16 protein-coding genes and 2 rRNA genes are annotated in these 25,738 nt (G+C 72.0%); 5 read left to right on the forward strand and 13 right to left on the reverse strand.

Annotation, left to right across the window (positions count from 1 at the left end):
* Positions 1-14: 14 nt before the first annotated feature.
* The 3 genes from HKK73_RS15555 to HKK73_RS15565 all read right to left on the reverse strand — a co-directional run bounded on the left by HKK73_RS15555 (position 15) and on the right by HKK73_RS15565 (position 6,666).
* Positions 15-3,122 (reverse strand): 23S ribosomal RNA (locus HKK73_RS15555).
* 471 nt (positions 3,123-3,593) lie between these two features.
* Positions 3,594-5,115: ribosomal RNA gene (locus tag HKK73_RS15560) — 16S ribosomal RNA — on the reverse strand.
* Together the 16S and 23S rRNA genes form the textbook arrangement of a ribosomal RNA operon.
* 537 nt (positions 5,116-5,652) lie before the next feature.
* On the reverse strand, positions 5,653-6,666 hold the full coding sequence (locus HKK73_RS15565; protein ID WP_114554146.1) for a YafY family protein: 1,014 nt from the start codon (positions 6,664-6,666) through the stop codon (positions 5,653-5,655).
* A 94-nt stretch (positions 6,667-6,760) separates the two neighbouring features.
* Here HKK73_RS15565 and HKK73_RS15570 point away from each other — a divergent pair, with 94 nt between their 5' ends.
* Together HKK73_RS15570 and HKK73_RS15575 are read left to right on the forward strand one after the other, a co-directional pair.
* Positions 6,761-7,858, forward strand: coding sequence for an ATP-binding cassette domain-containing protein (locus HKK73_RS15570; protein WP_171468341.1), 1,098 nt, complete (start codon positions 6,761-6,763; stop codon positions 7,856-7,858).
* Positions 7,855-8,706 carry an ABC transporter permease gene (locus HKK73_RS15575; protein ID WP_083711676.1) on the forward strand — a complete coding sequence of 284 codons (852 nt, stop codon included), beginning with the start codon at positions 7,855-7,857 and terminating at the stop codon, positions 8,704-8,706. The genes HKK73_RS15570 and HKK73_RS15575 overlap by 4 nt, the downstream gene beginning before the upstream one ends.
* Positions 8,707-8,857: 151 nt before the next feature.
* Here the strand turns inward: HKK73_RS15575 and HKK73_RS15580 are convergent, their stop codons facing one another.
* Both HKK73_RS15580 and HKK73_RS15585 read right to left on the reverse strand, forming a co-directional pair.
* Positions 8,858-10,312, reverse strand: a complete 1,455-nt coding sequence (locus tag HKK73_RS15580) for a hypothetical protein (RefSeq protein WP_144721876.1) — start codon at positions 10,310-10,312, stop codon at positions 8,858-8,860.
* A 149-nt stretch (positions 10,313-10,461) separates the two neighbouring features.
* The gene (locus HKK73_RS15585) at positions 10,462-10,782 is read right to left on the reverse strand and encodes an MTH1187 family thiamine-binding protein (protein ID WP_021483491.1); all 321 of its coding nucleotides are present in this window, start codon (positions 10,780-10,782) and stop codon (positions 10,462-10,464) included.
* An 86-nt stretch (positions 10,783-10,868) separates the two neighbouring features.
* On the opposite strand from HKK73_RS15585, the gene cofD reads away from it, so the two are divergent.
* Entirely contained in the window at positions 10,869-11,822 is a 954-nt protein-coding gene (cofD, locus tag HKK73_RS15590; protein ID WP_034656355.1) for a 2-phospho-L-lactate transferase, read from the forward strand.
* A complete protein-coding gene (locus HKK73_RS15595) occupies positions 11,815-12,684 on the forward strand; it encodes a 2-phospho-L-lactate guanylyltransferase (protein WP_171468342.1) in 870 nt (289 codons plus the stop codon). The genes cofD and HKK73_RS15595 overlap by 8 nt, the downstream gene beginning before the upstream one ends.
* Before the next feature lie 19 nt (positions 12,685-12,703).
* On the opposite strand, the gene HKK73_RS15600 is transcribed toward HKK73_RS15595, so the two are convergent.
* The 4 genes from HKK73_RS15600 to HKK73_RS15615 are packed head-to-tail and all read right to left on the reverse strand — an operon-like array spanning position 12,704 to position 15,711.
* Positions 12,704-13,450: a hypothetical protein gene (locus HKK73_RS15600; protein WP_171468343.1), complete on the reverse strand. Its 747-nt coding sequence runs from the start codon at positions 13,448-13,450 to the stop codon at positions 12,704-12,706.
* Positions 13,447-14,064, reverse strand: coding sequence for a nitroreductase family protein (locus tag HKK73_RS15605; protein WP_171468344.1), 618 nt, complete (start codon positions 14,062-14,064; stop codon positions 13,447-13,449). Before HKK73_RS15605 ends, HKK73_RS15600 begins: the two co-directional genes overlap by 4 nt.
* 40 nt (positions 14,065-14,104) lie before the next feature.
* On the reverse strand, positions 14,105-14,668 hold the full coding sequence (locus HKK73_RS15610) for an N-acetyltransferase (protein ID WP_171468345.1): 564 nt from the start codon (positions 14,666-14,668) through the stop codon (positions 14,105-14,107).
* Positions 14,669-14,727: 59 nt separating this feature from the next.
* Complete coding sequence (locus tag HKK73_RS15615) at positions 14,728-15,711, reverse strand: aldo/keto reductase (protein WP_171468346.1); 984 nt, start codon at positions 15,709-15,711, stop codon at positions 14,728-14,730.
* A gap of 110 nt (positions 15,712-15,821) precedes the next feature.
* On the opposite strand from HKK73_RS15615, the gene HKK73_RS15620 reads away from it, so the two are divergent.
* Positions 15,822-17,486, forward strand: a complete 1,665-nt coding sequence (locus HKK73_RS15620; RefSeq protein ID WP_171468347.1) for a PLP-dependent aminotransferase family protein — start codon at positions 15,822-15,824, stop codon at positions 17,484-17,486.
* Here HKK73_RS15620 and HKK73_RS15625 read toward each other — a convergent pair.
* The 4 genes from HKK73_RS15625 to HKK73_RS15640 form a co-directional block, all read right to left on the reverse strand.
* Positions 17,461-19,260 carry an oleate hydratase gene (locus tag HKK73_RS15625; protein WP_171468348.1) on the reverse strand — a complete coding sequence of 600 codons (1,800 nt, stop codon included), beginning with the start codon at positions 19,258-19,260 and terminating at the stop codon, positions 17,461-17,463. The genes HKK73_RS15620 and HKK73_RS15625 overlap by 26 nt on opposite strands.
* 191 nt (positions 19,261-19,451) lie before the next feature.
* Complete coding sequence (locus HKK73_RS15630) at positions 19,452-22,370, reverse strand: FAD-binding and (Fe-S)-binding domain-containing protein (RefSeq protein ID WP_253705959.1); 2,919 nt, start codon at positions 22,368-22,370, stop codon at positions 19,452-19,454.
* 328 nt (positions 22,371-22,698) lie between these two features.
* Entirely contained in the window at positions 22,699-24,801 is a 2,103-nt protein-coding gene (locus tag HKK73_RS15635) for a YhgE/Pip domain-containing protein (protein ID WP_171468349.1), read from the reverse strand.
* Positions 24,798-25,691, reverse strand: a complete 894-nt coding sequence (locus tag HKK73_RS15640) for a hypothetical protein (RefSeq protein ID WP_051028459.1) — start codon at positions 25,689-25,691, stop codon at positions 24,798-24,800. The genes HKK73_RS15635 and HKK73_RS15640 overlap by 4 nt, the downstream gene beginning before the upstream one ends.
* Positions 25,692-25,738: the final 47 nt, after the last annotated feature.

Below are 25,738 nucleotides of genomic sequence, written 5' to 3' on the forward strand. Positions count from 1 at the left end.
TAGCAAAGTGTTTGGTGTTGAAGTTGTCGGCTGATTAGTACCGGTCAGCTGCACGGGTCTTTCGTCCCCGCTTCCACGTCCGGCCTATCGACCCAGTGTTCTGCTGGGTGCCTCTCACCCCGTAGGGTATGGAAACCTCATCTTGAAGCAGGCTTCCCGCTTAGATGCTTTCAGCGGTTATCCCTTCCGAACGTAGCCAACCAGCGGTGCTCCTGGCGGAACAACTGGCACACCAGAGGTTCGTCCGTCCCGGTCCTCTCGTACTAGGGACAGCCCTTCTCAAGTTTCCTGCGCGCGCAGCGGATAGGGACCGAACTGTCTCACGACGTTCTAAACCCAGCTCGCGTACCGCTTTAATGGGCGAACAGCCCAACCCTTGGGACCTACTCCAGCCCCAGGATGCGACGAGCCGACATCGAGGTGCCAAACCATGCCGTCGATATGGACTCTTGGGCAAGATCAGCCTGTTATCCCCGGGGTACCTTTTATCCGTTGAGCGACGGCGCTTCCACAAGCCACCGCCGGATCACTAGTTCCGACTTTCGTCCCTGCTCGACCTGTCAGTCTCACAGTCAAGCTCCCTTGTGCACTTGCACTCGACACCTGATTGCCAACCAGGCTGAGGGAACCTTTGAGCGCCTCCGTTACATTTTAGGAGGCAACCGCCCCAGTTAAACTACCCACCAGGCACTGTCCCTGGTCCGGATCACGGACCGAGGTTAGACATCCGAAGCGGCCAGAGTGGTATTTCAACGTTGACTCCACCCGCACTGGCGTACGGGCTTCACAGTCTCCCACCTATCCTACACAAGCCGCACCGAACACCAATACCAAGCTATAGTAAAGGTCCCGGGGTCTTTCCGTCCTGCTGCGCGTAACGAGCATCTTTACTCGTAGTGCAATTTCGCCGAGTTCGCGGTTGAGACAGCGGAGAAGTCGTTACGCCATTCGTGCAGGTCGGAACTTACCCGACAAGGAATTTCGCTACCTTAGGATGGTTATAGTTACCACCGCCGTTTACTGGGGCTTAAATTCTGAGCTTCACCCCGAAGGGTTGACCCGTCCTCTTAACCTTCCAGCACCGGGCAGGCGTCAGTCCGTATACATCGTCTTGCGACTTCGCACGGACCTGTGTTTTTAGTAAACAGTCGCTTCTCCCTGGTCTCTGCGGCCGTCCACGCTCCCACCGCGAGGGTGTTCACGCTTCGGGCCCCCCTTCTCCCGAAGTTACGGGGGCATTTTGCCGAGTTCCTTAACCACGATTCTCTCGATCGCCTTAGTATTCTCTACCTGACCACCTGAGTCGGTTTGGGGTACGGGCGGCTAGAACCTCGCGCCGAGGCTTTTCTTGGCAGCATAGGATCACCCAGTTCGCGCTTGTGCGCTCACCGTCAGCTCTCAACCTTCATGTCGGGCGGATTTGCCTACCCGACGGCCTACAGCCTTGGACGTGGTCTACCATCGCCACGCCGGGCTACCTTCCTGCGTCACCCCTGTTAATACGCTTACCTACTACCGGATTGGGTCCCGCGCGCCCCTGCCCGGTGACCCCGAAGGGTCGATGGGCAGGTTTGGGCGGTCAGCATCACCGGGCTCGGTATGGGCGGTTCTTCGCCGGTAGGAGAATATCAACTCCTTGTCCATCGACTACGCCTGTCGGCCTCGCCTTAGGTCCCGACTTACCCAGGGCGGATTAACCTGGCCCTGGAACCCTTGGTCATTCGGCGGACGGGTTTCTCACCCGTCTTTCGCTACTCATGCCTGCATTCTCACTCGTGTGGGCTCCACCGCTGGGTTCCCCCGCGGCTTCACCGCCCACACGACGCTCCCCTACCCACCTGCGCCTCTGGACCACGAAGGCCTGAGTTGAGCGCAGATGCCACGGCTTCGGCGGTGTACTTGAGCCCCGCTACATTGTCGGCGCGGAATCACTTGACCAGTGAGCTATTACGCACTCTTTCAAGGGTGGCTGCTTCTAAGCCAACCTCCTGGTTGTCTGTGCAACTCCACATCCTTTCCCACTTAGCACACGCTTAGGGGCCTTAGCCGGTGGTCTGGGCTGTTTCCCTCTCGACTACGGAGCTTATCCCCCGCAGTCTCACTGCCACGCTTTCACTTACCGGCATTCGGAGTTTGGCTGACGTCAGTAACCTTGTAGGGCCCATCGGCCATCCAGTAGCTCTACCTCCGGCAAGAAACACGTGACGCTGCACCTAAATGCATTTCGGGGAGAACCAGCTATCACGAAGTTTGATTGGCCTTTCACCCCTAACCACAGGTCATCCCCCAGGTTTTCAACCCTGGTGGGTTCGGTCCTCCACGCGGTCTTACCCGCGCTTCAACCTGCCCATGGCTAGATCACTTCGCTTCGGGTCTAGACCCAGCGACTATGGGCGCCCTGTTCGGACTCGCTTTCGCTACGGCTTCCCCACACGGGTTAACCTCGCCACTGAGCACTAACTCGCAGGCTCATTCTTCAAAAGGCACGCTGTCACCCCAGCCAAGGAGGCTCCAACGGATTGTAGGCACACGGTTTCAGGTACTATTTCACTCCCCTCCCGGGGTACTTTTCACCTTTCCCTCACGGTACTGGTCCGCTATCGGTCACTAGGTAGTATTTAGGCTTAGCAAGTGGTCTTGCCAGATTCACACGAGATTTCTCGGGCCCCGTGCTACTTGGGATCCCCTTCGGGAGGCCGCACCATTTCGTCTACCGGACTCGCACCGTCTGTGGTCCGCCTTTCAATGCGGTTCGACTATGACACGGCTTTCTTACTCCCCGGTGGACTGTCAGATCCACCAGAAGGGTCCCACAACCCCGAACACGCAACGCCTGACAGCTTGAACACGCGCCCGGTTTGGCCTCATCCGCTTTCGCTCGCCACTACTCACGGAATATCTCTTCCTGTCGGTACTGAGATGTTTCACTTCCCGACGTTCCCTCCACACACCCTATATATTCAGGTGCGGGTCACACGACATGACTCGTGCGGGGTTCCCCCATTCGGAAACCCTCGGATCACAGCTCGTTTGCCAGCTCCCCGAGGCTTATCGCAGGCTACCACGTCCTTCTTCGGCTCCTAGTGCCAAGGCATCCACCCTGTGCCCTTAAAAACTTCAACAAAAACAACAAAACTGCAGAGAACCAAGAACCACACCCCCGAAAGGGTGCGTCTTGATCTTTACAAAGATGCTCGCGTCCACTGTGCAGTTCTCAAACAACCAACGACCCCGACCCCACCAGACCCGCCTACCCCACCCACACCCTCATACAAGAGCGCAGACGAAGCGGTTCGTGGTCCAAGGACCGGCCCGTACCAGGCACCCCACCAACCGGTGGCCGGTGACCTGAGGACCCAACAGTGTGCTCGACAAGCCCCCCAGTCTCACCCGTGATGTTCCACCACCACCCACACGAACCCCGAAGAGACACGTGCGAGCCGGCAGGTACTGACACCAGCAAGACCAAGAAAGCTCTTTCGTCAATGTTCCACCCATGAGCAACCACCCACCACACGGACGGCGATGGCGTGGCACCTGAACCACCCACCCACCAGCAAACACCGGCAAGGCGAGGGTTGGTAGCTCCTTAGAAAGGAGGTGATCCAGCCGCACCTTCCGGTACGGCTACCTTGTTACGACTTAGTCCCAATCGCCAGTCCCACCTTCGACCACTCCCCCCGCGAACGGTTGGGCCATGGGCTTCGGGTGTTACCGACTTTCGTGACTTGACGGGCGGTGTGTACAAGGCCCGGGAACGTATTCACCGCAGCGTTGCTGATCTGCGATTACTAGCGACTCCGACTTCATGGGGTCGAGTTGCAGACCCCAATCCGAACTGAGACCGGCTTTTTGGGATTCGCTCCACCTTACGGTATCGCAGCCCTTTGTACCGGCCATTGTAGCATGCGTGAAGCCCAAGACATAAGGGGCATGATGATTTGACGTCATCCCCACCTTCCTCCGAGTTGACCCCGGCAGTCTCCCATGAGTCCCCGGCATAACCCGCTGGCAACATGGGACGAGGGTTGCGCTCGTTGCGGGACTTAACCCAACATCTCACGACACGAGCTGACGACAACCATGCACCACCTGTGCACGAGTGTCCAAAGAGACCACCATCTCTGGTGGCTTCTCGTGCATGTCAAGCCTTGGTAAGGTTCTTCGCGTTGCATCGAATTAATCCGCATGCTCCGCCGCTTGTGCGGGCCCCCGTCAATTCCTTTGAGTTTTAGCCTTGCGGCCGTACTCCCCAGGCGGGGCACTTAATGCGTTTGCTGCGGCACGGAACTCGTGGAATGAGCCCCACACCTAGTGCCCAACGTTTACGGCATGGACTACCAGGGTATCTAATCCTGTTCGCTCCCCATGCTTTCGCTCCTCAGCGTCAGTTGCGGCCCAGAGACCTGCCTTCGCCATCGGTGTTCCTCCTGATATCTGCGCATTCCACCGCTACACCAGGAATTCCAGTCTCCCCTACCGCACTCTAGTCTGCCCGTACCCGATGCAAGCTCGAGGTTGAGCCTCGAGTTTTCACACCAGACGCGACAAACCGCCTACGAGCTCTTTACGCCCAATAATTCCGGACAACGCTTGCGCCCTACGTATTACCGCGGCTGCTGGCACGTAGTTAGCCGGCGCTTCTTCTGCAGGTACCGTCACTTGCGCTTCTTCCCTGCTGAAAGAGGTTTACAACCCGAAGGCCTTCATCCCTCACGCGGCGTCGCTGCATCAGGCTTTCGCCCATTGTGCAATATTCCCCACTGCTGCCTCCCGTAGGAGTCTGGGCCGTGTCTCAGTCCCAGTGTGGCCGGTCGCCCTCTCAGGCCGGCTACCCGTCGTCGCCTTGGTAGGCCATCACCCCACCAACAAGCTGATAGGCCGCGAGCCCATCCCTGACCGAAAAACTTTCCAACCACCCCCATGCGAGGACGGCTCATATCCGGTATTAGCCCCGGTTTCCCGGGGTTATCCCGAAGTCAAGGGCAGGTTACTCACGTGTTACTCACCCGTTCGCCACTAATCCGCCCAGCAAGCTGGGCATCATCGTTCGACTTGCATGTGTTAAGCACGCCGCCAGCGTTCGTCCTGAGCCAGGATCAAACTCTCCGTAAATGAACAACGCCCACCACCAGGACAAAACCCGGCAGTGAACAATCCATACGAAGCGAACCCCAACAGGGTTCACAAAACTGGCATCAACACGAAAGATGACATCATCTTCCGAAATCAACCAAAGGAATCCCAGACACAACCAACCCAACCACCCGGACGGGCAACCAGGCCAGCCATGCCACAGGGACAAAAATTTGGCATTGACTAACAAGCACACTGTTGAGTTCTCAAACAACCGACACACACCGCCTCCGACCTCGTTCCCGAGGCCCTTGCGCGGGGCGCTTCCTTCATTCTGAATCCTACCAGACCCGGCCGTTCGTCCCGGACCGGTGAAAACCGGATCTCCGTTCAGAAATGTACCTGATCCAGACACCCTCACCGCACTCACGGGGCAGCACTGTGCTCCGAGAAATCTGGTGGGAGTTTCGCCCGGGGGACCAGCCACTTCGCATCTGCTCCGAAGAGCTGTGCCGTGGTGTCTGTTCCTCCCTGCCGGGCGACCTCGAGAACATTACGGGGTCGTGGGCCAGGAGGTCAACTCGCTCCCTCGTGACCCGGCTCACCCCTCGCCGCCGCTCGCGCGCGCTCCCCCAGCACGCGTACGGCGTCGCGCAGCTCGGGCGGCCCGACGACGTCGAACGGCACGTCGAACATCGCGCACCGGGCCGCGAGTCCGCCCCAGGACCAGGAGCCCGTCGTCAGGCGGCACCGCCCCTCCCCCGCCGGCTCGACGACCGCGTCCGCGCCTGCCCAGCGCGCCACCGTCGCGGCGTCCGCGTGGAGCTCGACGGTGCCGCGTACCGGGTAGCTGGTGGTGGCGAACCGCTCCGCAACGAACGTCGCGACGTCGGGCGCCGGCAGCGCGCGCGGCGCGAACCGTGCCCCCGTGCCCTCGCGCGGGACCATCCGGTCGACGCGGAACGTGCGCCAGTCCTCCCTGTCGAGGTCCCACGCGACGAGGTACCACCGGCCGCCCCACGTCGCGAGGTGATGGGGCTCCGCGCGCCGCGGGGCGCGGAACCCCGCGCCCTCCGGAGCCCCCGGCGCGCGCAGCACCTCGCCGGTGCCGCCGTCGTAGTCGAACCGGAGCACGCGTCTTTCGGTCGCCGCCGTCCCGACGGCGACGAGCACGTCGGGACGCACGGTGGGGAGCTCCTGCTCCCGGCGCCCCGGCACGGCGGTCACCTCCAGAGCGTCGATGCGCGCCCGCAGCCGCGCGGGCATCACCTGCCGGATGGTCGCGAGGGCCCGGGCCGCGGCGTCCTCGACCCCGGGCAGCGCACCCGTGCGCAGGGCGACCGCGACGGCGACGGCCTGCTCGTCGTCGAACAGGAGCGGCGGCACGTCCGCCCCGGCGTCGAGCCGGTACCCGCCGTCGGGGCCCTTGGTCGCGCGTACCGGGTAGCCCAGCGTGCGCAGCCGGTCGACATCGCGCCGCACGGTGCGCGGGCTGACCTCCAGGCGCTCCGCGAGCGTGGCCCCGGGCCAGTCGCGGCGCGCCTGGAGCAGCGAGAGGAGCCGCAGCAGTCGTCCCGAGGTCTCGAGCATGGCTCCAGCGTCGCACGCGGTAGAGGACCGGACCTGTCCGCTACCCGGAGCAGAGTCGTTCCCGACGCACGCACCGCACTCCAGGAGGAGCACCGTGATCCGGACCAGAGCACTGACCAAGGACTTCGCCGTCGGGCGGGACGAGAGCCGCACCGTGCACGCCGTGCGGGGCATCGACCTCGACGTCGCGCCGGGCGAGCTCGTCGCCGTCCTCGGCCCCAACGGGGCCGGCAAGACGACCACCCTGCGCATGCTCACCACGCTGACCCGGCCGACGTCGGGCACCGCCACCGTCGCGGGACACGACGTCGTCGCCGAGCCCGACGCCGTCCGCCACCGCATCGGGTACGTCGGGCAGGGCAACGGGGCCGGGCACGCGCAGCGGGCCGTCGACGAGCTCGCGAGCCAGGGCCGCATCCACGGGCTGGACCGCCGGTCCGCCCGGCGACGCGCCGACGAGCTGCTCGACTCCCTCGAGCTCACGGCGCACGGCACCCGCAAGGTGTCCGACCTCTCCGGCGGGCAGCGCCGTCGGCTCGACGTCGCGATGGGCCTCGTGCACGCGCCGTCGCTCCTCTTCCTCGACGAGCCGTCCACGGGCCTCGACCCGCACAACCGCGCGAACCTGTGGGAGCACGTCCTGCGGATGCGCGACGACGCCCGCGCGACGACGGGCGAGCCCATGACGATCGTCCTCACGACGCACTACCTCGACGAGGCCGACACCATGGCCGAGCGGGTCGTCGTCGTCGACCACGGGCGCGTCATCGCCGACGACACGGCCGCGAACCTCAAGGCCGAGCTCGCCGGGGACCGCGTCCTCGTGACGCTCGCGCCGTCGGGCGGTCGCGCGCACGACGACGCCGCCCGCCTCGCCGGGCTGGCCCGCCGCGTCGAGGGCTTCCGCGAGGTGGCCCGCACGCCCGAGGACGCGGGCGCCGTCGGGCCCGACGCCGGGCCCGAAGCCCGGCCCGGCGGCGCACCCGCGCTCGAGGTGCGCGCCGAGCGGGGAGACGCGTACCTGCCCCGGCTGCTGCGCGCGGCGGACGCCGCCGGGATCGCCGTCGACACCGCCCAGGTGCGCCGGCCCACGCTCGACGACGTCTTCCTCGCCCTCACCGGGCGCAGCCTGCGCGAGGCGGGCGCCACCACGGGCGCCGACGCCCACCCCACCGAGAGGACCGCAGCATGAGCACCGTCACCACGACCCCGACCATGCCGCGCACGGCACCGAGCCGCGCGCACGCCCCACGCCGCGGCCTCGCCGCCTTCGCCCGCGACACCGGCATCGTGCTCGTGCGCGAGCTGCGGCCCGTGCTGCACGACCCGTTCTCCGTGCTCTTCGGGCTCGTCCAGCCGATCGTCTTCCTCGCGCTGTTCGGACCGCTCCTCGTCGGGTCGCTCGGCGGCACGACGACCGGCCAGGAGGTCCTGGGCGGCAACGTCTGGCAGTGGTTCGTGCCGTCGATCCTCGTCATGACGACGCTGTTCGGGACGTCCACGACGGGCGCGAACCTCCTCGTCGAGCTGCAGACGGGGGCGCACGAGCGGATGCTCGTCGCGCCGCTCTCGCGCGCGTCGCTCCTCGTCGGGCGCGCGCTCAAGGAGATGGTCCCGATCGTCGCGCAGTCCGTCGTCGTGGTGCTCGTCATGCTGCCGTTCGGCTTCGAGCTGCACCCCGCCGGCGCCGTCGTGGGGCTGGTGCTGCTCGCCGTCTTCGGCGTGGGGATCGGCTCCCTCAGCTACGCGCTCGCGCTCGCCGTCCGCAAGCAGGACTGGATGTTCTGGGTCGTGCAACAGACGCTCGTCTTCCCGCTCATGATCCTGTCCGGCATGCTCCTGCCGCTCGAGACCGGACCCCGCTGGATGCAGGTCGCGTCCGACGTCAACCCGCTGCGCTACGTGGTCGACGCCGAGCGGGCGCTCTTCGCGGGCGACCTCACGGCGTCCGCCGTCGCGTGGGGGTGGGTCGCCGCCGTCGTGACGGCCGCCGTCGGGCTCGCCGTCGGGATCCGGACCATGGTGCGGACGACCGACTGAGCACGGGCGCGCGTCGGCCCGGGCCTCCAGCCCCGGGGCACCCGGCGGACGACGCCGTCGCCGGGGCGAGATGCGAGAAGTGGCCCCTGCGGCGCGTCCGCCAGGGGCCACTTCTCCCGTCTCACGCCGGGAGCGGTCCCGGCCGGCGGGCTCAGGCGGTGTGCTCGCGGAAGGCGTCGGTGAGCGTGGGGCCGTCGTCGGTGCCCAGGCGCCAGACGCTCCAGCCGTCGGCGGTGTGGGTGCCGGAGACCGCGACCGCGGCGAGGTCCGGGTGGCGGAACCGGGCGCCGTCGGACAGCTCGATGAAGCCGTCGGGCTGGAGCACCGCCTCGAAGCGCTGCCCGCGCCGGGGCCGCGACCAGACGAGCTGGCGCGGGGCGCCGAACGCGCGGGCGAGCGCGACGAGGTCCGGGTCGTCCTCGGGGCCGAGCGGCAGGTCGGCCGCGGGCGCGGACGGCACCGGCGCGACGTCGCGGCTCGGCGACGGGAGGTCCGGACCCGTGCCGAGGTCGACGGGCGGGTGGTACGACAGCGGGTCGTACGGGCGCTCCTGCGCCGGGCTGCGCTGGTCGCCGTACTCGTGCGTGAGGTACGACTCGCGCGTCCGGATCGACTCCCGGGTGCGGATCGACTCGCGCGTGAGGATCGAGGTGCGCGGGGCCGGTGCCTCGTCGGCGCTCTCGACCGGGCGGCGGTCGGCCCAGGCCGTCGGCGCGGGCTCGGGCGCCGTGCGCGCGGTGAGCGGGTCGTCCAGGGGGACGAAGTCGAGCACGGGCGGCTCGGCGCGGCGCGGCTCGCCCGTCGCGGTGAGCGGGGCGAGCTGGCCCGTCTCGTCGGCCGACGACGGCGCGACGCCGTAGGTGGTGCGGGGCTCCAGCTCGGCGGCCCGGCGACGCTCCGCCCGGGACCTCGCGGCCTGACGCGTCACCACGGGAAACTTGCCGGTCAGGGCTCGGCCCACGGCGACGCCGTCCGCGAAGTCGGAACCGGGGGCGACGGCACGGCCCCGCGGGGGCTCGGGTGCCGCGGGTGGCGCGGGGTTGTCGCGCGTCATCGCGAGCGGGGACACGTCGACGAAGCGGCGGCCGTCGGCCCCGTGGACCACGCCGAGGCGCAGCACCGCGACCGGCGAGCCGGGCTGGCGCAGGAAGTCGAGCGCGTCCTGGATGCCGGGCGCGGCGCTCGAGCAGATGACGATGAGGCGCGCGCCCGTGGCGCGCGCGGTCGCCTGCGAGCGCGTGAGGGGCACGTTGTCGTAGAACGCGGCGACGTCCTGCTGGAAGCGCGACGCGCCGCCCGTGTAGCGCGCGGCGAGCTCGGCGCGCGTGAGGCGACCGGCGCGGCCCGCGTGGTTGAGCGCCGCGGTCAGGGCCTCCTCGGTGAGCTCGGCCGTGACCTCGATGACGACCGGGAGCCCCGCCGCGTCGAGCGCGAGGAGGTGCGGCTCGTCGTCGGACGTGCCCTGCGCGACCGGGAAGATCTGCTCGCCCAGCAGTCCCTCGAGGTTGCCGTCCACCACCCGCTGCGCGTCCGTCCCGAATGCTCCGGCCTGCTGGGGCGGCTGGACCAGTACGGGACGCTCGGCGTCCACCTCGAAGAGGGGCATCGGGGGTTCTCCTGCAGCAGCGGAAACGCGACCTGGGCGGGGGCGTATGCGCCATAGCCTACGGGGGCGGGTCAAGTCCCTCGAAGCGGGCGAACCGGTGCGCAAGGGCCGTCCGGCCCCCGTCTCCGGCCCGCGCGTCACCCGCCCGGTCAGGCGTGCCCGGTGTCCTCCGACTCGGCCGCGAGCCGCTCCTCGACGCGCTCGACCTTGCCCGTGAGCTCGCCCGTGCGACCCGGGCGGATGTCGGCCTTGAGGACCAGCGACACGCGGTGACCGCCTGCGCCGACGGCCTCGGTCGCACGCTGGATCACGGGCATGACGACGTCCCAGTCACCCTCGATCTCGGTGAACATCGACGTGGTGCGGTTCGGCAGGCCCGACTCGCGGACGATGCGGACGGCCTCGGCGACGGAGTCCGCGACGGACTCGCCGGCACCGAGCGGGGCGACGGAGAAGGCGAAGACGGCCATGGGTCCATCGTGGCACGGCGTCGCGCCACGGGCCGGGGAACCGGGCGCTCCGCGAAGGCTCCGTGCTCCGACGTAGGCTCGTCGTCGTGACAGCAGAACACCGCACCGACCGCGTCACCGTGCTCGCGGGCGGGGTCGGCGGGGCCCGCCTCGCGCACGGTCTGGACCTCGCGGGGACGGACCTCACGGTCGTCGTCAACGTGGCGGACGACGTCGAGCTGCACGGGCTGTGGATCTCGCCCGACCTCGACACCGTGACGTACACGCTCGCCGGTCTCGCGGACGAGGAGCGCGGCTGGGGCGTCGTCGGGGAGACGTACGCGGCCCTGGAGGCGATGGGCCGGCTCGGCGAGGACACGTGGTTCACGCTCGGCGACCGCGACCTCGCGACGCACGTCGTGCGGACGGCCCGGCTGCGCGCGGGCGCGCCGCTGTCCGACGTCACCGCGCAGCTCACGTCCGCGCTCGGCGTCCGGCCGCGCGTGCTGCCCGTGACCGACGACCGCGTCGCGACGCTCGTCGACACGCCCGCCGGGCGCCTCGGGTTCCAGGAGTACTTCGTGGGCCGCCGGCACGCGGACGACGTGCTCGGTCTCGTCTACGACGGCATCGACGCCGCGCGCCCGGCGCCCGGCGTGCTCGACGCGGTGACCGGCGCCGACGTCGTCGTGGTCGCGCCGTCGAACCCGTTCCTCTCGGTGGAGCCGGTGCTGGGCGTCGCGGGCGTGCGGGAGGCGCTCGCCGGGACGTCGGCGCGACGCGTCGCGGTGAGCCCGATCGTGGGCGGTCGCGCGCTCAAGGGCCCGGCGGCGCAGATCCTCACGACCCTCGGGCACGAGGTCTCCGCGCTGGGCGTCGCGCGCCTCTACGTGGGCCTGGTCGACGTCATGGTGATCGACGACCACGACGCGCACCTCGCCGACGCCGTCCGCGCGCTCGGGATGGACGTCGCCGTGACGGACACGGTCATGGGCGGCGCCGAGGGCCGCGAGCGCCTGGCGCGCACGCTGCTGCGGTCGGCGGCGGTCGCACGTGGGTGACCTCGTGCTGCCCGACGGCGGCCCTCGCCCGGGCGCCCCGGGCCCGGCGCGCGTCGTGGCGGTCGTGCCGCTGCGCGACGGGTCGTCGGGGAAGTCGCGGCTCGCGCACGTGCTCGACCCCGCGTCGCGCAGCAGGCTGATCGGCGTGCTCGCGCGGCACGTCGTGGGGACGCTGCTCGCGAGCGACGGCGTCGAGCGCGTGGTCGTCGTGACGTCCGACCCGCGGTTCACGTGGCGGGCGCTGCGGGACGTCGTGGTCGACGAGCCCGCCGAGGCCGCGCGCGCCGGGTCCGACGACCTGCCCCTGCTGACCGCCGACGCGGACCGGCTGCGCATCGTGCTCCAGCCCGCGGACCGGCCCGGTCTGGACGCGGCGGTGGAGCTGGGCCGGGAGCTCGCGGCGGAGGACGCGGCGGCCCGGGGCCCGGTGCGGCTCCTCGTCGCGCACGCCGACCTCCCGGCGCTCACGACCGCGGACGTCGCGGCGCTGCTCGCCGAGGACGCCCCCGTCGTCGTCGCGACGGACCGGGTCGGCGCGGGCACGAACCTGCTCGTCCTCGGACCCCCGGCCTCCGCGCCGTCGAGCACGACCCTGCTGTCGGGAAGCGGCGCAGAACGCCAGGAACCTCGTGCTCGGCCCGACGGCGGTGCCCGCGGCGAGGGGTTCCGTTTTCAGTTCGGGACGGGCAGCCGCGCGGCGCACGTCGCGGAGGCCGAGCGGCTCGGGCTGCGGGCCGTCGTCGTGCAGCGACCCGGGACCGCCGTCGACCTGGACACGCTGGACGACTGGGGCGAGCTGCCCCCGCCCGTGCGGGCCGCCGTCGGGCTGCACGTCCCGGCGCTGCGCGACCACGACGCCTGACCCGGCACCCGCCCGCGCGCTACGACGGCCAGGTACCGAGCTCCTCGGCGGGCGCCGCGAGACCGGCCCGCACGTCGGTGAGGAGGCGCTGCCACGCGCCCTCGTCGAGCGGCCCGGCGCAGTCCAGCGCGAGCACCACGGACTGCGTCGACGCGTCGCCCTCGAACGTCGGCACGCTCACGACGCGCGCCGCCCCGCGCACCCGCACCTCGCCGCGCGGGGTCGTCACCGTCCAGTCCTGGGCCGCGGCGTTCACCCCCTGGCGGGTCACGCCGTCGGCGAGGAGGGGCACCAGGACGTCGCGGGGAGCCGTGAGGTCGCCGCCGTCCGCGGCGACCGTCTCCGCGAGGAGGGCGGCGGACGCGTCGCGCGGGCCCGCCGTGGGTGCCGCCGGGTCGGCCGCGGCACGTGACGACAGCACGCACGCGCCGCTCGCGCCGACGACCTGCCACCCGGACCGCGCGACGAGCGGGGTCGCGCCGGCCGCACCACCGAGGCTCGTGACCTCGGGCGGAGCGGCCGTGGGCGCCTCCTCCGGCCCGGCGGAGGCGCCCGTCGTCGGCTCGTCGGAGCCACCCGGAGGCCGCTCCGGGTCGCCCGAGGCGGTCGGGTCGTCGGCCGGGACCTCGGCGGGCGGCCGGTCCGTCCGCGTCGCGGACGCAGCGCCCGTCGGGTCCTCGGGCGTCGCGCTCCCCGTGCACGCTCCCGCGCCGAGGACGGCGAGCGCGAGCCCGACGGCGAGCGCCCCCGCCCGCGAGCGCGTCACGACCGGCCTCCCCAGCGGCCGCGGTGCACGACGTCGTCGAGCGGCTTGCGCGCGCGACGGCGCGGCGAGCCCGTGGCCGCCCGGTCGGCGGGGTGCCCGACGGCGACGACCCCCGTCGGCGCGTACGCGTCGGGGATGCCGAACGCCGCGCGCAGGCGCCCGACCTCGCCCGGCGCGACGCCGAAGAAGCACGCACCGAGCCCTTCGTCGACGGCGGTCTGGAGCATGAGCAGCGCCGCCATCCCGGCGTCGACGTGCCAGTACGGCACGGCCCAGCGGTTCTCGTCGCGGTCCGCCCAGCCCTTGTCGTCCTCGGCGTACCGGTCGAGGTAGACGTCCTTCGACGTGAGGACCACGACGAGCACGGCCGCGGTGCGCATCCCGGCGAGCCACGCGCTCATGCTCCGCTCGGGCTGCTCGGGCGAGGTCGCGGACCAGAAGCGCGCGACGTCGTCGGGCTCCGTGAGCACGAGGAACGACCACCCCTGAGCGAACCCCGCGCTCGGCGCGCGGACGGCGTTGCGCACGAGGCGGTCGACGGCGTGCGGGTCGACCGGCTCGTCGGTGAACCGGCGCACCATGCGCCGGCGTCGGACGACGTCCTGGAACTCCACGTGGCCCCCTCGGCACGGTCCGGGATCAGGTCCCCGCACCCTACCCGGCGACGCGCCGCGTCATCCGCAGCTCGACGAGGCGGGGGTCGCTCGGGAGGGGCTGGGTCTCGCCGGTCGGGGCGAAGCCGCCGCGCTCGTAGAGCCGGAGCGCGGGGGCGTTGGTCGCGGTGACCCAGAGCGCGAGCGTGCGCGCGCCGAGCCCGGCCGCGAGGTCGTCGGCGCGCGCCAGGAGCGACGCCGCCACGCCGCTCCCCCGCGCGCCGGGCTCGACCCACACCGACACGAGCTCGGCGACGGTCGCGTCGTCGGGCGACGGGACGACCGCGGCGACCCCGACCACGGGACCCGGCGACCGGTCGTTCCCGGCCGGGCTGCCGTCGTCGGGCGGGCCGCCGTCGTCGGGCGGGCCGCCGTCGGGGACCGTGCGCGCGAGGAGCGTGCGGCCCTGCGCCGCGCGCTCGCGCCACACGTCGTCGGGGAAGGCTGCCTCGCGTGCGAGAGTCGAGCCGAACGCGGACGGGGCGTCGGCGAGCGCCCGCAGGCGGACGTCCCGCAGGTCGCGCCAGTCGTCCGGCCGGATGCGCGCGACGGTCGTGGTGGGCATCGGCCCATCGTGGCAGCCCGGCCCGACGTCGGTGCGCCGGACCGGGCCGCCCGCGCGGCTCAGGCCGCGTCGAGGCGTGCGCGCAGCTCGGGGTCGAGCTCCAGGTCGGCCGCGCCGAGGAGGTCGTCGAGCTGCTCGACCGTGCTGGGCCCGACGACCGGGATCACCGCGTGCTCGCCCCCGAGGAGCCACGCGAGCGCGACCTGGTTCGGCGTCGCGCCGAGCTCGCCCGCGACCTCGTGCAGGAGGCGGATCCGCTCGCGCGTGGTCGGGTGGTCGAACCCGTCCCAGAGCGGCTTGTCCCGGCGCACGTACGCGCCCTGGAGGATCGGCGAGTAGGCCGTGACGGCGAGCGGCGGGCGGCCCTCGACGCCCGTGGACGCCGCGTAGTCGAGCAGCTCGTACGACGCCCAGTTGTGCCGGCCCGGCTCGGGCGTCGGGTAGGCGTAGGTGTAGTTCTGCTGGACGAGCCCGTAGGGCGCGACGCCCTGGCGCAGCGCCTCCTCGCGCGCCTCGACGACGCGCCACAGCGCGACGTTCGAGATGCCCGTGATGCCGACGACGCCCTCCGCCTGGAGCTTGCCGAACGCGCCGACGGTCTCGGCGAGCGGCGTCCCGTGGTCGTCGACGTGCCCGTACAGCACGTCCAGGTGGTCGACGCCGAGGTGGCGCAGGCTCTCGTGCGCCTCGTCCGCGACGACGTCGGCGCCGAGCCCCTGGAAGTTCGTCGGCTCGACGTTCTGCAGCGGCAGGGCCGGGTCCTTCTTGGCCGCGCCGAGCTTCGTCGCGATCCGGACCTCGTCGCGTGCGCCGCGGCTCGCGAGCCAGCGGCCGAGCAGGTCCTCGCTGTCGCGGCCGTGGCCGCCGGCCCAGAAGCTGTAGTTGTTCGCGGTGTCGAGGCACGTGCCGCCCGCCTCGCGGTAGCGGTCGAGGATCGCGAACGACGTGTCCTCGTCGACGAGCGTGCCCATGTTCATCGTGCCGAGGCACAGGGTCGACACCTCGAAGGAGGTGCGCCCGTCGCCGATGGTGCGGTACCGCATGGTGGTCTCCCTGGGTCTGTCGGTGGTCCGAGCGGTCCGTGGTGGACCCGTGGTCTCGGTGTCGTGCTCCACGCTAGGGAGGCATCGGCACGGGTGTACGGTCCGATGCCATGGCCGCGGACCAGACCAATTCCTCCCGGGCGGCGCCTCCGGGGACGACGGCGGCGCTCGCCTGGGAGGCCCTGCTCGACCTGGGCGCGGGGCCGGGGTCGCGCGTCGAGCGGCTCGAGCGCGCGGTCCGCGACGCCGTGCACGCCGGCCGCGTCCCCGTCGGCGCGGCGCTGCCGCCGAGCCGACAGCTCGCCGAGTCGCTCGGGGTGTCGCGGTGGGTCGTCACGGAGGCGTACGGCCAGCTCGTCGCGGAGGGCTTCCTCGAGGCGCGCACCGGCTCTGCGACCCGCGTCTCCGCCGCGGCCGGCGCCCGATCGACGAGCCCGAGGGGAACGAGCGCGCTGGGCGAGCGGCCCACGAGCCCGGCGGGAACGACGGTGCGCGCGGGTCGTGGCGGGCCTGGCGGGAGCCGCGAGGAACGAGCGACGGATGGTAGACCCGCGCGCGCCGTCGTGGACGCCGGGCGGACCGACACCGGCAGGACCCACGCCGCGCGCGCCCGGTTCGACCTCGCGCCGGGTGTCCCCGATCTCCGGCACGTCCCGCGCGACGCGTGGCTCCGCGCGGCACGCGAGGCGCTCGGCACGTCCGGCGGGACGGCGTCGAACGACGACCTCGGGCAGCCCTCCCCCGCCGGGCACCCGCACGCGCGCGCCGTCGTCGCCGGCCACCTGCGCCGGGCGCGGGTCGTCACCGGGCCCGACGACGCCGTCGTGCTGACGCGCGGCGCAACGGACGGCATGGCGCGCGTCGCCGCCGCGCTCGTCGAGGCGGGCCACACGCACCTGCTCGTCGAGGACCCGAGCTGGTCGGTGCTGCGCGACGTCGCGGCCCGCGCCGGTCTCACCCCCGTCCCGGTGCCCGTGGACGCCGGGGGCGCGGACGTCGGCGCGCTCGTCGACGCGTCCCGACGGACGGGCGCGCGGGCCGCGCTCCTCACGCCCGCGCACCAGTTCCCCACCGGCTCCGCGCTCGCGCCCGAGCGGCGCGAGGCCGTCCTCGCCTGGGCGCGGGACGTCGACGGCGTCGTCGTCGAGGACGACTACGACGCCGAGTTCCGCTACGACCGCCGGCCCGTCGCCGCGCTCCAGCAGCTCGACCCCGACCGGGTCGTGCTGCTCGGCTCGGTGAGCAAGACGATGAGCCCCGCGTTCGGCGTCGGGTGGATGGTCGTGCCCGCGCGCTGGCGCGAGTCCGTCGCGCGTGCGGCCGCTCCCCACGGCCCGACGGCGGCCCCGTCCACCGTCGACCAGCTCACGTTCGCGCGGCTCGTCGCGTCCAGCGGCTACGACCGGCACCTGCGCGCCGCGCGCGGACGCTACCGCCGCCGTCGCGACGCCGTGCTCGACGCCCTCGCCCGCGAGCTGCCCGGCGCCGCGGTGCGCGGCATCGCGGTGCGCGGCATCGCGGCGGGGATGCACGCGCTGCTGTCCCTGCCGGGCTCGCCCGACGACCCCGGGCCCGACGCCGCGCACGTCGTGCGCGAGGCCGCGCGGCGCGAGGTGACCGTCGTCGACCTGCGCCGCTACCAGGTGCGCCCCGCCGAGCGGTCGACGACCCTCGTGCTCGGGTACGGCAACCTCGCCGACGCCCGCGTCGACGACGCCGTCGCCCGGCTCGCCGACGCGGTGCGTGCCGCTACTCGTCGTGGGACAGGAGGCTGAACTCGGCGAGCAGCTCGCCGATCTCGGTGGCGTCCACCTTCTTCTGGAGCCGGTCGCGCAGGATCCGCGGCCCGGGGATGTCGAGCTGCTCGCCGTCGCGCAGGGCGCTCACCGCGGCGAGCAGCTTGCGGACGTCGTACGTGCTGTTGAAGACCTCGGGCACGCCGCGCTCCAGGTCGAGCAGCTGGTAGGCCGCCTCCATGCCGGTGCGCACGGAGTACTCGGTGGTGAAGATCGTGTCCCGCGTCGTCTCGGCGAACTGGCCGATGAACGCGAAGTTGCGTGCGCCGTCGGGCACGACCTGGGGCCGGTCGCCCGCGTGCCGGGGCATGAAGAACGCCGTGACGTACGGCATCATCACGGGCACGCAGCTCGCGGCCTCGGCGGCGAGGGTCGGGATGTCGGCCTCCGGCACGCCGAGGTGGTAGAGCCACTCCTGCGTGATCTCCTCGCCCGTGCACTCCTGGAGCGACTTCTTCACGTAGTCGCCCGGGGTGTCCACGAACAGGCCGTAGACCCACACGACGATCTCGTCGGGCGACTGCGCCTTGAAGTGCGGCTGCCGGTTGACGGTCCAGCTCATCAGCCACGCCGAGTCGCGCGCGGTGACGATCCCGCCCGTGACGACCTTGCCGCTGAACGGGTCGCGCTTGCAGATGCGCTCGATGTGCTCGGGGATGCGTCGGTCGAGCGTCGTGACGGTCGCGGACTGCCACTTGGTGAGCGGGATGTCGGTGCTGAACACGTCGGGCCGGCCGAACGACGGGTCCTTGGCCGCGACGCGCCGCCACAGGTCCCACGCGGGCGCAGGCCCCGTGTCGAGGCGCGCGGGCGTGTGCTGGTCACCGTTGTCGGAGTTCTCCGTGAGCGAGCCGATGGTCGCGATGACGAGGTCGTCCTCGCCGAGGTCGATCGTCCGCTCGACGGCGGCCCCGCCGGACTGGTGGGCCGCCGCGTGGTCCAGCAGGTGCAGCCGCGTGGCGACCTTGCGGTCCGGGGCGAGGTCGAAGTCGACGTCGGTGACCTCGACGTGGAACCGGAACGTCACGCCCCGGTCCATGAGCCAGCGCGTGAGCGGCAGCACCATCGACTCGTACTGGTTGTACTTGGTGAACTTGAGCGCCGAGAGGTCGGGCAGGCCGCCGACGTGGTGGATGAACCGGTGCAGGTAGAGCTTGAACTCGAGCGCGCTGTGCCACTCCTGGAACGCGAACATCGTGCGCCAGTAGAGCCAGAACTGGCTGTCGAGGAAGTGCCGCGACATGACGTCCTCGATCGACTTGCCCTCCATGTCCTCGCGGCGCGCGAGGAAGATCTTCGTGATCTCCTTCTGCGCCTTCTCGTCGAGGCGGAACAGGTTGTCGAAGTGCGCGTCCTTCCCGCGGTCCTCGGTGACGCGCTGGAGCGAGAAGTTCGGGTCGTCCTTGTTGAGCCAGTAGAACTCGTCGAGGACCGAGACGCCCTCGGTCTCGATCGACGGGACGGAGCGGAACAGGTCCCACAGGCACTCCATGTGGTCCTCGAGCTCGCGCCCGCCACGGATCACGAACCCGCGCCGCGGCTCCTTGATGCCGTCGAGCGCGCCGCCGGGGAGCCGGAGCCGCTCGTAGACGGTGATCTTCTCCCCCGGCACCTGGCCGTCGCGGACGAGGAAGCCCGCCGCGGAGAGCGACGCGAGGCCCGCCCCCACCAGGTGCACGGACCCGAGCCGGTCCGTCCGCTCCGGCCTGCGCGGCCGCGCGAACGCCTCGTAGTTGCCGCTGGAGTAGTACATGGCCTGCCCCTCACCGCCGACGACGTGGACGGAGCACCGCCCGCGGTGGTGCTCCCCTGCCATGCTCGCGCCGGGGTCGACGGACCGCACCTCGGTGCGCGGACGCACCCCACGGGGGACGCGCGCCCGTGCGGGGCCGGGGCAGCCGCCCGGGTGCCGTGCGCCGTCGGGCGGTCGGCCGCCCGACGGGCTCAGAGCCGCTCGGCGAGCAGCTCGACGAGGGCCTTGCCCTGCACGCCGGCGAGGTCGTCGGCCTGGGTGCGGCACGAGAACCCGTCCGCGAGGTACACGTCGCCGGGGGCGGCCTCGCGCAGCGCGGGCAGCAGCGCGTTCTCCGCGACGGCGACCGACGTCTCGTAATGGCCCTTCTGCATGCCGAAGTTGCCCGCGAGGCCGCAGCAGCCGGCGAGGACCTTGATGGTCGCGCCCGCGTCGCGCAGCAGCCGCTCGTCGGCGGCGAAGCCCATCACCGAGTGCTGGTGGCAGTGCGGCTGCACGACGGCGGTCACGTCCGACAGGTCGGGCACGCGCCACCCGGACTCGCGCCCGGGCGCGGTGTCGACCGAGGTGAGGAGCTCGGCGAGCGTGCGCGTCGCGGCGGAGACCGCCTGGGCGCGCGGGTCGTCGGGGAACAGGTCCACGAGGTCGGAGCGCAGCACGGCCGTGCACGACGGCTCGAGCCCCATGATCGGGATGCCGTTCACGGCGTACGGGCCGAGCACGGACAGCAGGTTCTCCAGGCGCTTGCGCGCGCCGTCGAGCTGGCCCGTGCTGATCCACGTGAGGCCGCAGCACGCCTGCTCGTCGGGCACGACGACGTCGTACCCCGCCGCGCTGAGCACCTTGACGGCGGCCTGCGGCACGCCCGGCGACATGTTGTCGCTGAACGAGTCGGTCCACAGGACGACCTTCGGGCGCTCGTCGCGCACGGGGCGGCCGGGCTGCTGCCCGATGCGCAGGCCGGGCACGCCCTGGGTCGCGCCGCCGCGCCTCCACCACGTGCGGAACGGCACCTCGGCGAACTCCGTCATGGAGCGGCGCGTGTCCATGCCGCCCGCCCACAGGACCGTCTTCGCGAGCGGCCGGAACCCGAGCAGCTTGTTGGCCAGACGCGGCATCCCCGTCGCGAGGCGCGCCCAGACCGGGAGCCAGCCGAGCGAGTAGTGGTCGACGGGGCGCAGCCTGCCGCGGTACGTCCGGTACAGCACCTCGGACTTGTACTGCGCCATGTCGACGCCCGCGGGGCAGTCGCTCGAGCACGCCTTGCAGGACAGGCACAGGTCGAGCGACTCGCGCACCTCGGGCGCCGCGAGACCGCCGACGAGCGTGCCGTTCACCGCCTCCTGGAGCACGCGGGCACGAGCGCGCGTGACGTCCTTCTCGTCCTTCGTCGCCTGGTACGACGGGCACATGAAGCCGCCCGCGGCGCTGGTGTCGGCGCGGCACTTGCCGACGCCGACGCACCGGTGCACGGCCTGCGTCATGTCGCCGTGGTCGTGCGCGAACGAGAAGCCCTGGTAGCCGGCGCGACGCGAGATCTTCGTGACCTTCGCGGGCGCGGCCGTGCTCGTCCCGGGCGTCCCCGGCGCGCCGACCTTCGACAGCAGCGGGTGCGCGTGCGGGCGGCGCAGGTCGTCGTCGACGGCGCTCGGGCGCACCACGACGCCCGGGTTCATGACGTCCTGCGGGTCGAACAGCGCCTTGAACCGCTCCATGAGCGCGATCGCCTCGGGGCTGTACATGACCGGGAGCAGCTCCGAGCGTGCGCGGCCGTCGCCGTGCTCGCCCGAGAGCGAGCCGCCGTACTTCGCGACGAGCTCGGCCGCCTCCAGCATGAACGTGCGCAGCACCGACCCCGACGCCTCGAGCGGGATGTCGATGCGCAGGTGCACGCACCCGTCGCCGAAGTGCCCGTACGGCAGGCCGTCGACGCCGTAGCGCGCCATGAGCGCGTCGAGGTCGCGCAGGTAGTCGCCCAGCTTCTCCGGCGGGACGGCGGAGTCCTCCCAGCCCGGCCACGCCTGCTCGCCCGCGGGCGTGCGCCCGGCGAGCCCTGCGCCGTCGGCCCGGATCTGCCACATCTTGGTCGCCTCGGGGCCCGCGGGCAGGATCATCGTCGCCTCGCTGCCCGACGCCGCGACGATCGCCTCCGCGTTCGCCATCGCCTCCTCGGGGGTCGCGCCGCCGACCTCGACCATGAGCCAGCCGGCGCCCGGGGGCAGCGGCGGCACGGACGCGTCGCCCTTGGCGCGGCGCACGACGTCGACGAGCCGCGCGTCGAGGCCCTCGACCGCGAGGGGGCTGAGGCCGAGGAAGGTGGGGACGTCGTCGGCCGCGGACGGCATGTCCGGGTAGCCCAGCACGACGAGCGTCGGCTTGGACGGCACCGGCACCAGGCGCACCGCGGCCTCGAGGATCGTCACGAGCGTGCCCTCGGTGCCGACGAGCGCCTTCGCGAGGTCCGACCCGTTCTCCGGCAGCAGGTGCTCGAGCGAGTAGCCCGACACCTGGCGCCCGAACCGCCCGAACTCCGTGCGGATGAGCGCGAGGTTCTCGCGGACGAGCTCGGCCAGACCGGGGACCGCCGCGAACGTCGGGTCGCCCTTGCCGGCCGTGAAGCGGCGCCCGCGACCGTCGACGACGTCGAGCGCGAGGACGTTGTCGACCGTGCGCCCGTACGCGACGGCGTGCGGCCCGCACGCGTTGTTGCCGATCATGCCGCCGAGCGTCGCGCGGTTCTGCGTCGAGGGGTCCGGGCCGAACCGCAGCCCGTGCGGCGCCGCCTCCTGCTGGAGCGTCGACATGACGACGCCCGGCTCGATGCGCGCCGTGCGCGCCTCCGGGTCGACGTCGAGCACGCGGTTCACGTGCCGCGTGAAGTCCAGGACCACGCCCGGCCCGATCGAGTTCCCCGCGACCGACGTCCCCGCCCCGCGCGCCGTGACCGGCACCTCGAGCTCGCGCAGCACGTCCAGCGCGGCGACGACGTCGTCCGCGTCCTGCGGGTAGACCACGGCCTCGGGCACGACGCGGTAGTTCGACGCGTCGGTCGAGTACTCCGCGCGGCGTCGCGTCGCGGTGTCGACCGTGCCGCGCACGACCGTCCGCAGCGCGTCCGCGAGCGCCGTGCGCGCGGCGTCAGCCGCCCGTTCCGCCTCGCGGACGGCAGCGGCGCGCTCCGCCTCCGGCGACGTCGTCGCGCGGGAGCCGGACCGCCGCGAGCCGTTCCCGTGGTGCTGCGGGGCGGGGGTCGGGGTGGCGTCGATCTCAGCGGACACGTCGCGATTGTCGCACCCCCTGCCCCCGACCCTCCTCCCCGTCCGCCCCGTGACTCGCCGACCAGGCGTTCCCGGCTGGCCGAACAGGCGGTCATGGCTCGTCAGACCGCCCGGACCAGCCCAGACCGCCTGCTCGGCGCAGGACCTCGCGGCGTCGAGGTCAGAGGACGAGCTCCGGCTGGAGCTTCTTGATGGTCCAGACGCGCTGCTTGCGGGCGGCGACCGTCGTCAGGGCCAGGGCCGCGACCAGCACGACGACGAGCACCGTGACGTCGCGCGTGACCGTCGCCATGTTGCCGCCGTAGAGGAGCTGGCGCAGGCCCTCGACCGCGTACGTCATGGGCAGGAACCGGTGCATGGAGCGCAGCGGCTCGGGGATCGTCTGCCAGGGGAACGTGCCGCCCGCGGTGACGAGCTGGACGAGCATGAGCACGAGCCCGAGGAACTGGCCCGCGGCGCCGAGCCAGACGTTGAGCGCCTGGAGGATCGCGACGAACGTCGCCGACACCAGCACGAGGAACAGCGCGGTCCCGACGCCGTGGACCGGATCGATGTCGAGCGCGAACTTCGTCACGGTGAACATCGCGGCGACCTGCACGACGCCGATCGCGGCCGGGGTGAGCCACCCGCCCAGGGCGGTGGCCAGGCCCGACCTCCCGGCGGCGAGGGCCCGCGACGACAGCGGGCGCACGAGGAGGAAGAGCACGTAGGCGCCGATCCACGTCGCGAGCGACAGGAAGAACGGCGCGAGGCCGCCGCCGTACGTGCCCGCGGACGACAGCGCGTCGCTCTTCACGGACACGGGGTTGCCGATGGTCTCGGCGGTGTCCTGGCGGGTCTGCTCGTCGAGGTCCGGCACCTGGCCGAGACCCTCGGCGAGCCCGTCGCGGAGCTGCGTGACGCCGTCGACGAGCTCGCCCGAGCCGTCGCGCAGCTGCGACGTGCCGTCCGCGAGAGAGGTCGCGCCGTCGGAGACCTGGCGCGTGCCGTCGGCGAGCTGCGAGACGCCGTCCACGAGCTGCGGGGTCGCGGCGGCGAGCTGTCCGGTGCCGTCGGCGAGGCGGTCCGCGCCGTCGGCGGCGCTCGCGATGCCGGAGGTCAGCTGCGGCGTCGCGCCCGCGAGCCGGGCCGCGCCGTCGGACACCTGGCGCGACCCGTCGGCGAGCTGGTCGAGCTTCCCGGACGCGGCGGTCACCTGGTCGACGGCGCCCTGCACCTGCTCGCGCTGCTGGTCGAGCACGGGCCCGACCTGCGCCCGCACCTGGTCCGCGGTCGCCTCGTCGATGACGCCGTCGGCGACGAGCTGGTCGAGCCGGGCGTCGACGTCGCCGCGGATCGTGTCGAGCGTCGGGAGCACCTCGCCCGCGGCCGCGGCCGCCTGCTGCCCGTACTGTGCGACCTGCGCGTTCCCGTCCGCGACCTGCGCGGCGCCGTCGGCGAGCTGCTGGGTCTGGGCGGGCAGGGACGCCGTCGCGCCCCGGAGCGTGCCGAGCCCGGACGCGAGCGCCTCCGCGCCGTCGTCGAGCTGCCCGACGGCGTCCGCGAGCGTCCCGGTGCTCGCGTCGAGACGCTCGGCGCCGTCGGCGGCCTGGCCCGCGCCGTCGGCGAGGGTGTGCGCGCCGTCGTCCGCGGTGACGAGGCCGTCGCGCAGCTGTGTCGACCCGTCGAGGAGCTGGTCCGCGCCGTCCACGGCGTCCGCGAGGTTGGTGTGGATGGACGCGAAGCCGCGCAGGAACGTGTCGGCCGCCTCCGTGCCCACCTGCTCGGCGATCGAGTCGCGCACCTTGCCGACGATCTGGTCCGCGATCGTGCGCGCAAGGTAGTTGTTCGCGTCGTTCGTGATGAGCGTGAGGCTCGCCTGCTGCGGCTCGAACTCGCCCGCGGACGCGAGGTCCGCCGAGAAGGTCGGGCCGATGACGAGCGCGGCGTCGTACCGGCCGGACCGGACCCCGTACTCGGCGTCGACCTGGCTGGTCTCGACCCAGCCGAAGCCGCCGTCGTCGAGCAGCTGGTCGGCGACGTCGCGCCCGAAGTCGCGCCGCGTCGTCGCGCCCGTCTGGGCATCGGTGGTCGTCGTGCCCTCGTCGAGCACGACGAGCGCGGCGGGGATCTCGTCGAGCTTGTCGTACGGGTCGTGGTTCGCGAACAGGTAGAGGCCCGCGTAGAGCGTGGGGATGAGCGCCATCGCGAGGATCGCGAGGCGGGGCAGCGTGCCCGCGGCGAGGCGGCGCAGCTCGGACAGCCCGAGGCGGATCGCGGTCATCGGTCCTCCTGGGGGTCGTGCGGGGCGGCGGGCTCGTCGGTCGTGCTGGGCGCGGCGGCGGGGACGGGCTGCTCGGGAGCCGGGTCCGGCTCAGGCGCGGGGTCCGGCCCCGGCGCGGGGTCGGGGTCCGACGCGAGGTCCGAGTCCGACGCGAGGTCCGGGTCCGGGTCCGGCGCGGGGTCCGGGTCGCGCGGCGGCTCGGGGCGCGTGCGCAGCACGACGGCCGGCGGCTGGTGGATCGACGCGCCGCGCGCGGGCGGGAGGTCCACGCCGAGGTCGCGGGCCGAGGCGCGCGTGCACTGCACGAGCACGCCGTACCCGGCGCCCGCGAGGCTCTGCGCGACCTCCCACCAGCCCGACGGCTCTCCCCCGTGCCGGTCGGGGAGCGTGAGCACGAGGAACCGGACGTCCGGGTCCTCGGCCGCGAGCGCCGCGAGCAGCGCGGTGCGCACGACCCCCGGCACCTGGTCGAGGCGCCGCGCCCGGTCGGTGGTGAGGGAGTGGTCGGCGAGCCAGCGGGTCACGTCGGTGGGCAGCGAGCGGCGGCCGGCGAGCGCGAGGCCCTCGGCGACGACGTCGGCCACGGTGAGCGCGTCGTCGGGCTCGCTGATGCCGGGCACGTCGACGACGGCGGTCACGTCCCGCAGGGTCGCGGCGGCGCCGCGCGCGGGGCGGCCGGAGCGGTGCGACGGCGTGCTCGCCGGGGTGAGGCGGACCTCCCCCGCGGACGGGTCGAAGCGGCCTGTCGCGACGAGGGCGAGCGCGGTGTGCCCGTGCCCGGGCTCCCCGGCGACGAGCACGCACTCGCCCGTGGACCAGGCGAGGTCCATCGGCTCGAGCATGGGCTCGCGCCGCCCGTCGACGCGCACGTCCGTCAGCGTGATCTGCATCCGGTTCTTCCCCTCCGTGGCGTCCCGGGCCTGCCCCGGGGCACCGT

Source organism: Cellulosimicrobium sp. 72-3 (genome assembly GCF_013127315.1).
GTDB lineage: Bacteria > Actinomycetota > Actinomycetes > Actinomycetales > Cellulomonadaceae > Cellulosimicrobium > Cellulosimicrobium funkei.

Coding starts and splice junctions, on each gene's coding strand:
- HKK73_RS15565 (WP_114554146.1), bottom strand. CDS start 6,666: ATGCTCGAGACCTCGGGACGACTGCTGCGGCTCCTCTCGCTGCTCCAG.
- HKK73_RS15575 (WP_083711676.1), top strand. CDS start 7,855: ATGAGCACCGTCACCACGACCCCGACCATGCCGCGCACGGCACCGAGC.
- HKK73_RS15580 (WP_144721876.1), bottom strand. CDS start 10,312: ATGCCCCTCTTCGAGGTGGACGCCGAGCGTCCCGTACTGGTCCAGCCG.
- HKK73_RS15585 (WP_021483491.1), bottom strand. CDS start 10,782: ATGGCCGTCTTCGCCTTCTCCGTCGCCCCGCTCGGTGCCGGCGAGTCC.
- HKK73_RS15610 (WP_171468345.1), bottom strand. CDS start 14,668: ATGCCCACCACGACCGTCGCGCGCATCCGGCCGGACGACTGGCGCGAC.
- HKK73_RS15615 (WP_171468346.1), bottom strand. CDS start 15,711: ATGCGGTACCGCACCATCGGCGACGGGCGCACCTCCTTCGAGGTGTCG.
- HKK73_RS15620 (WP_171468347.1), top strand. CDS start 15,822: ATGGCCGCGGACCAGACCAATTCCTCCCGGGCGGCGCCTCCGGGGACG.
- HKK73_RS15625 (WP_171468348.1), bottom strand. CDS start 19,260: ATGTACTACTCCAGCGGCAACTACGAGGCGTTCGCGCGGCCGCGCAGG.
- HKK73_RS15635 (WP_171468349.1), bottom strand. CDS start 24,801: ATGACCGCGATCCGCCTCGGGCTGTCCGAGCTGCGCCGCCTCGCCGCG.
- HKK73_RS15640 (WP_051028459.1), bottom strand. CDS start 25,691: ATGCAGATCACGCTGACGGACGTGCGCGTCGACGGGCGGCGCGAGCCC.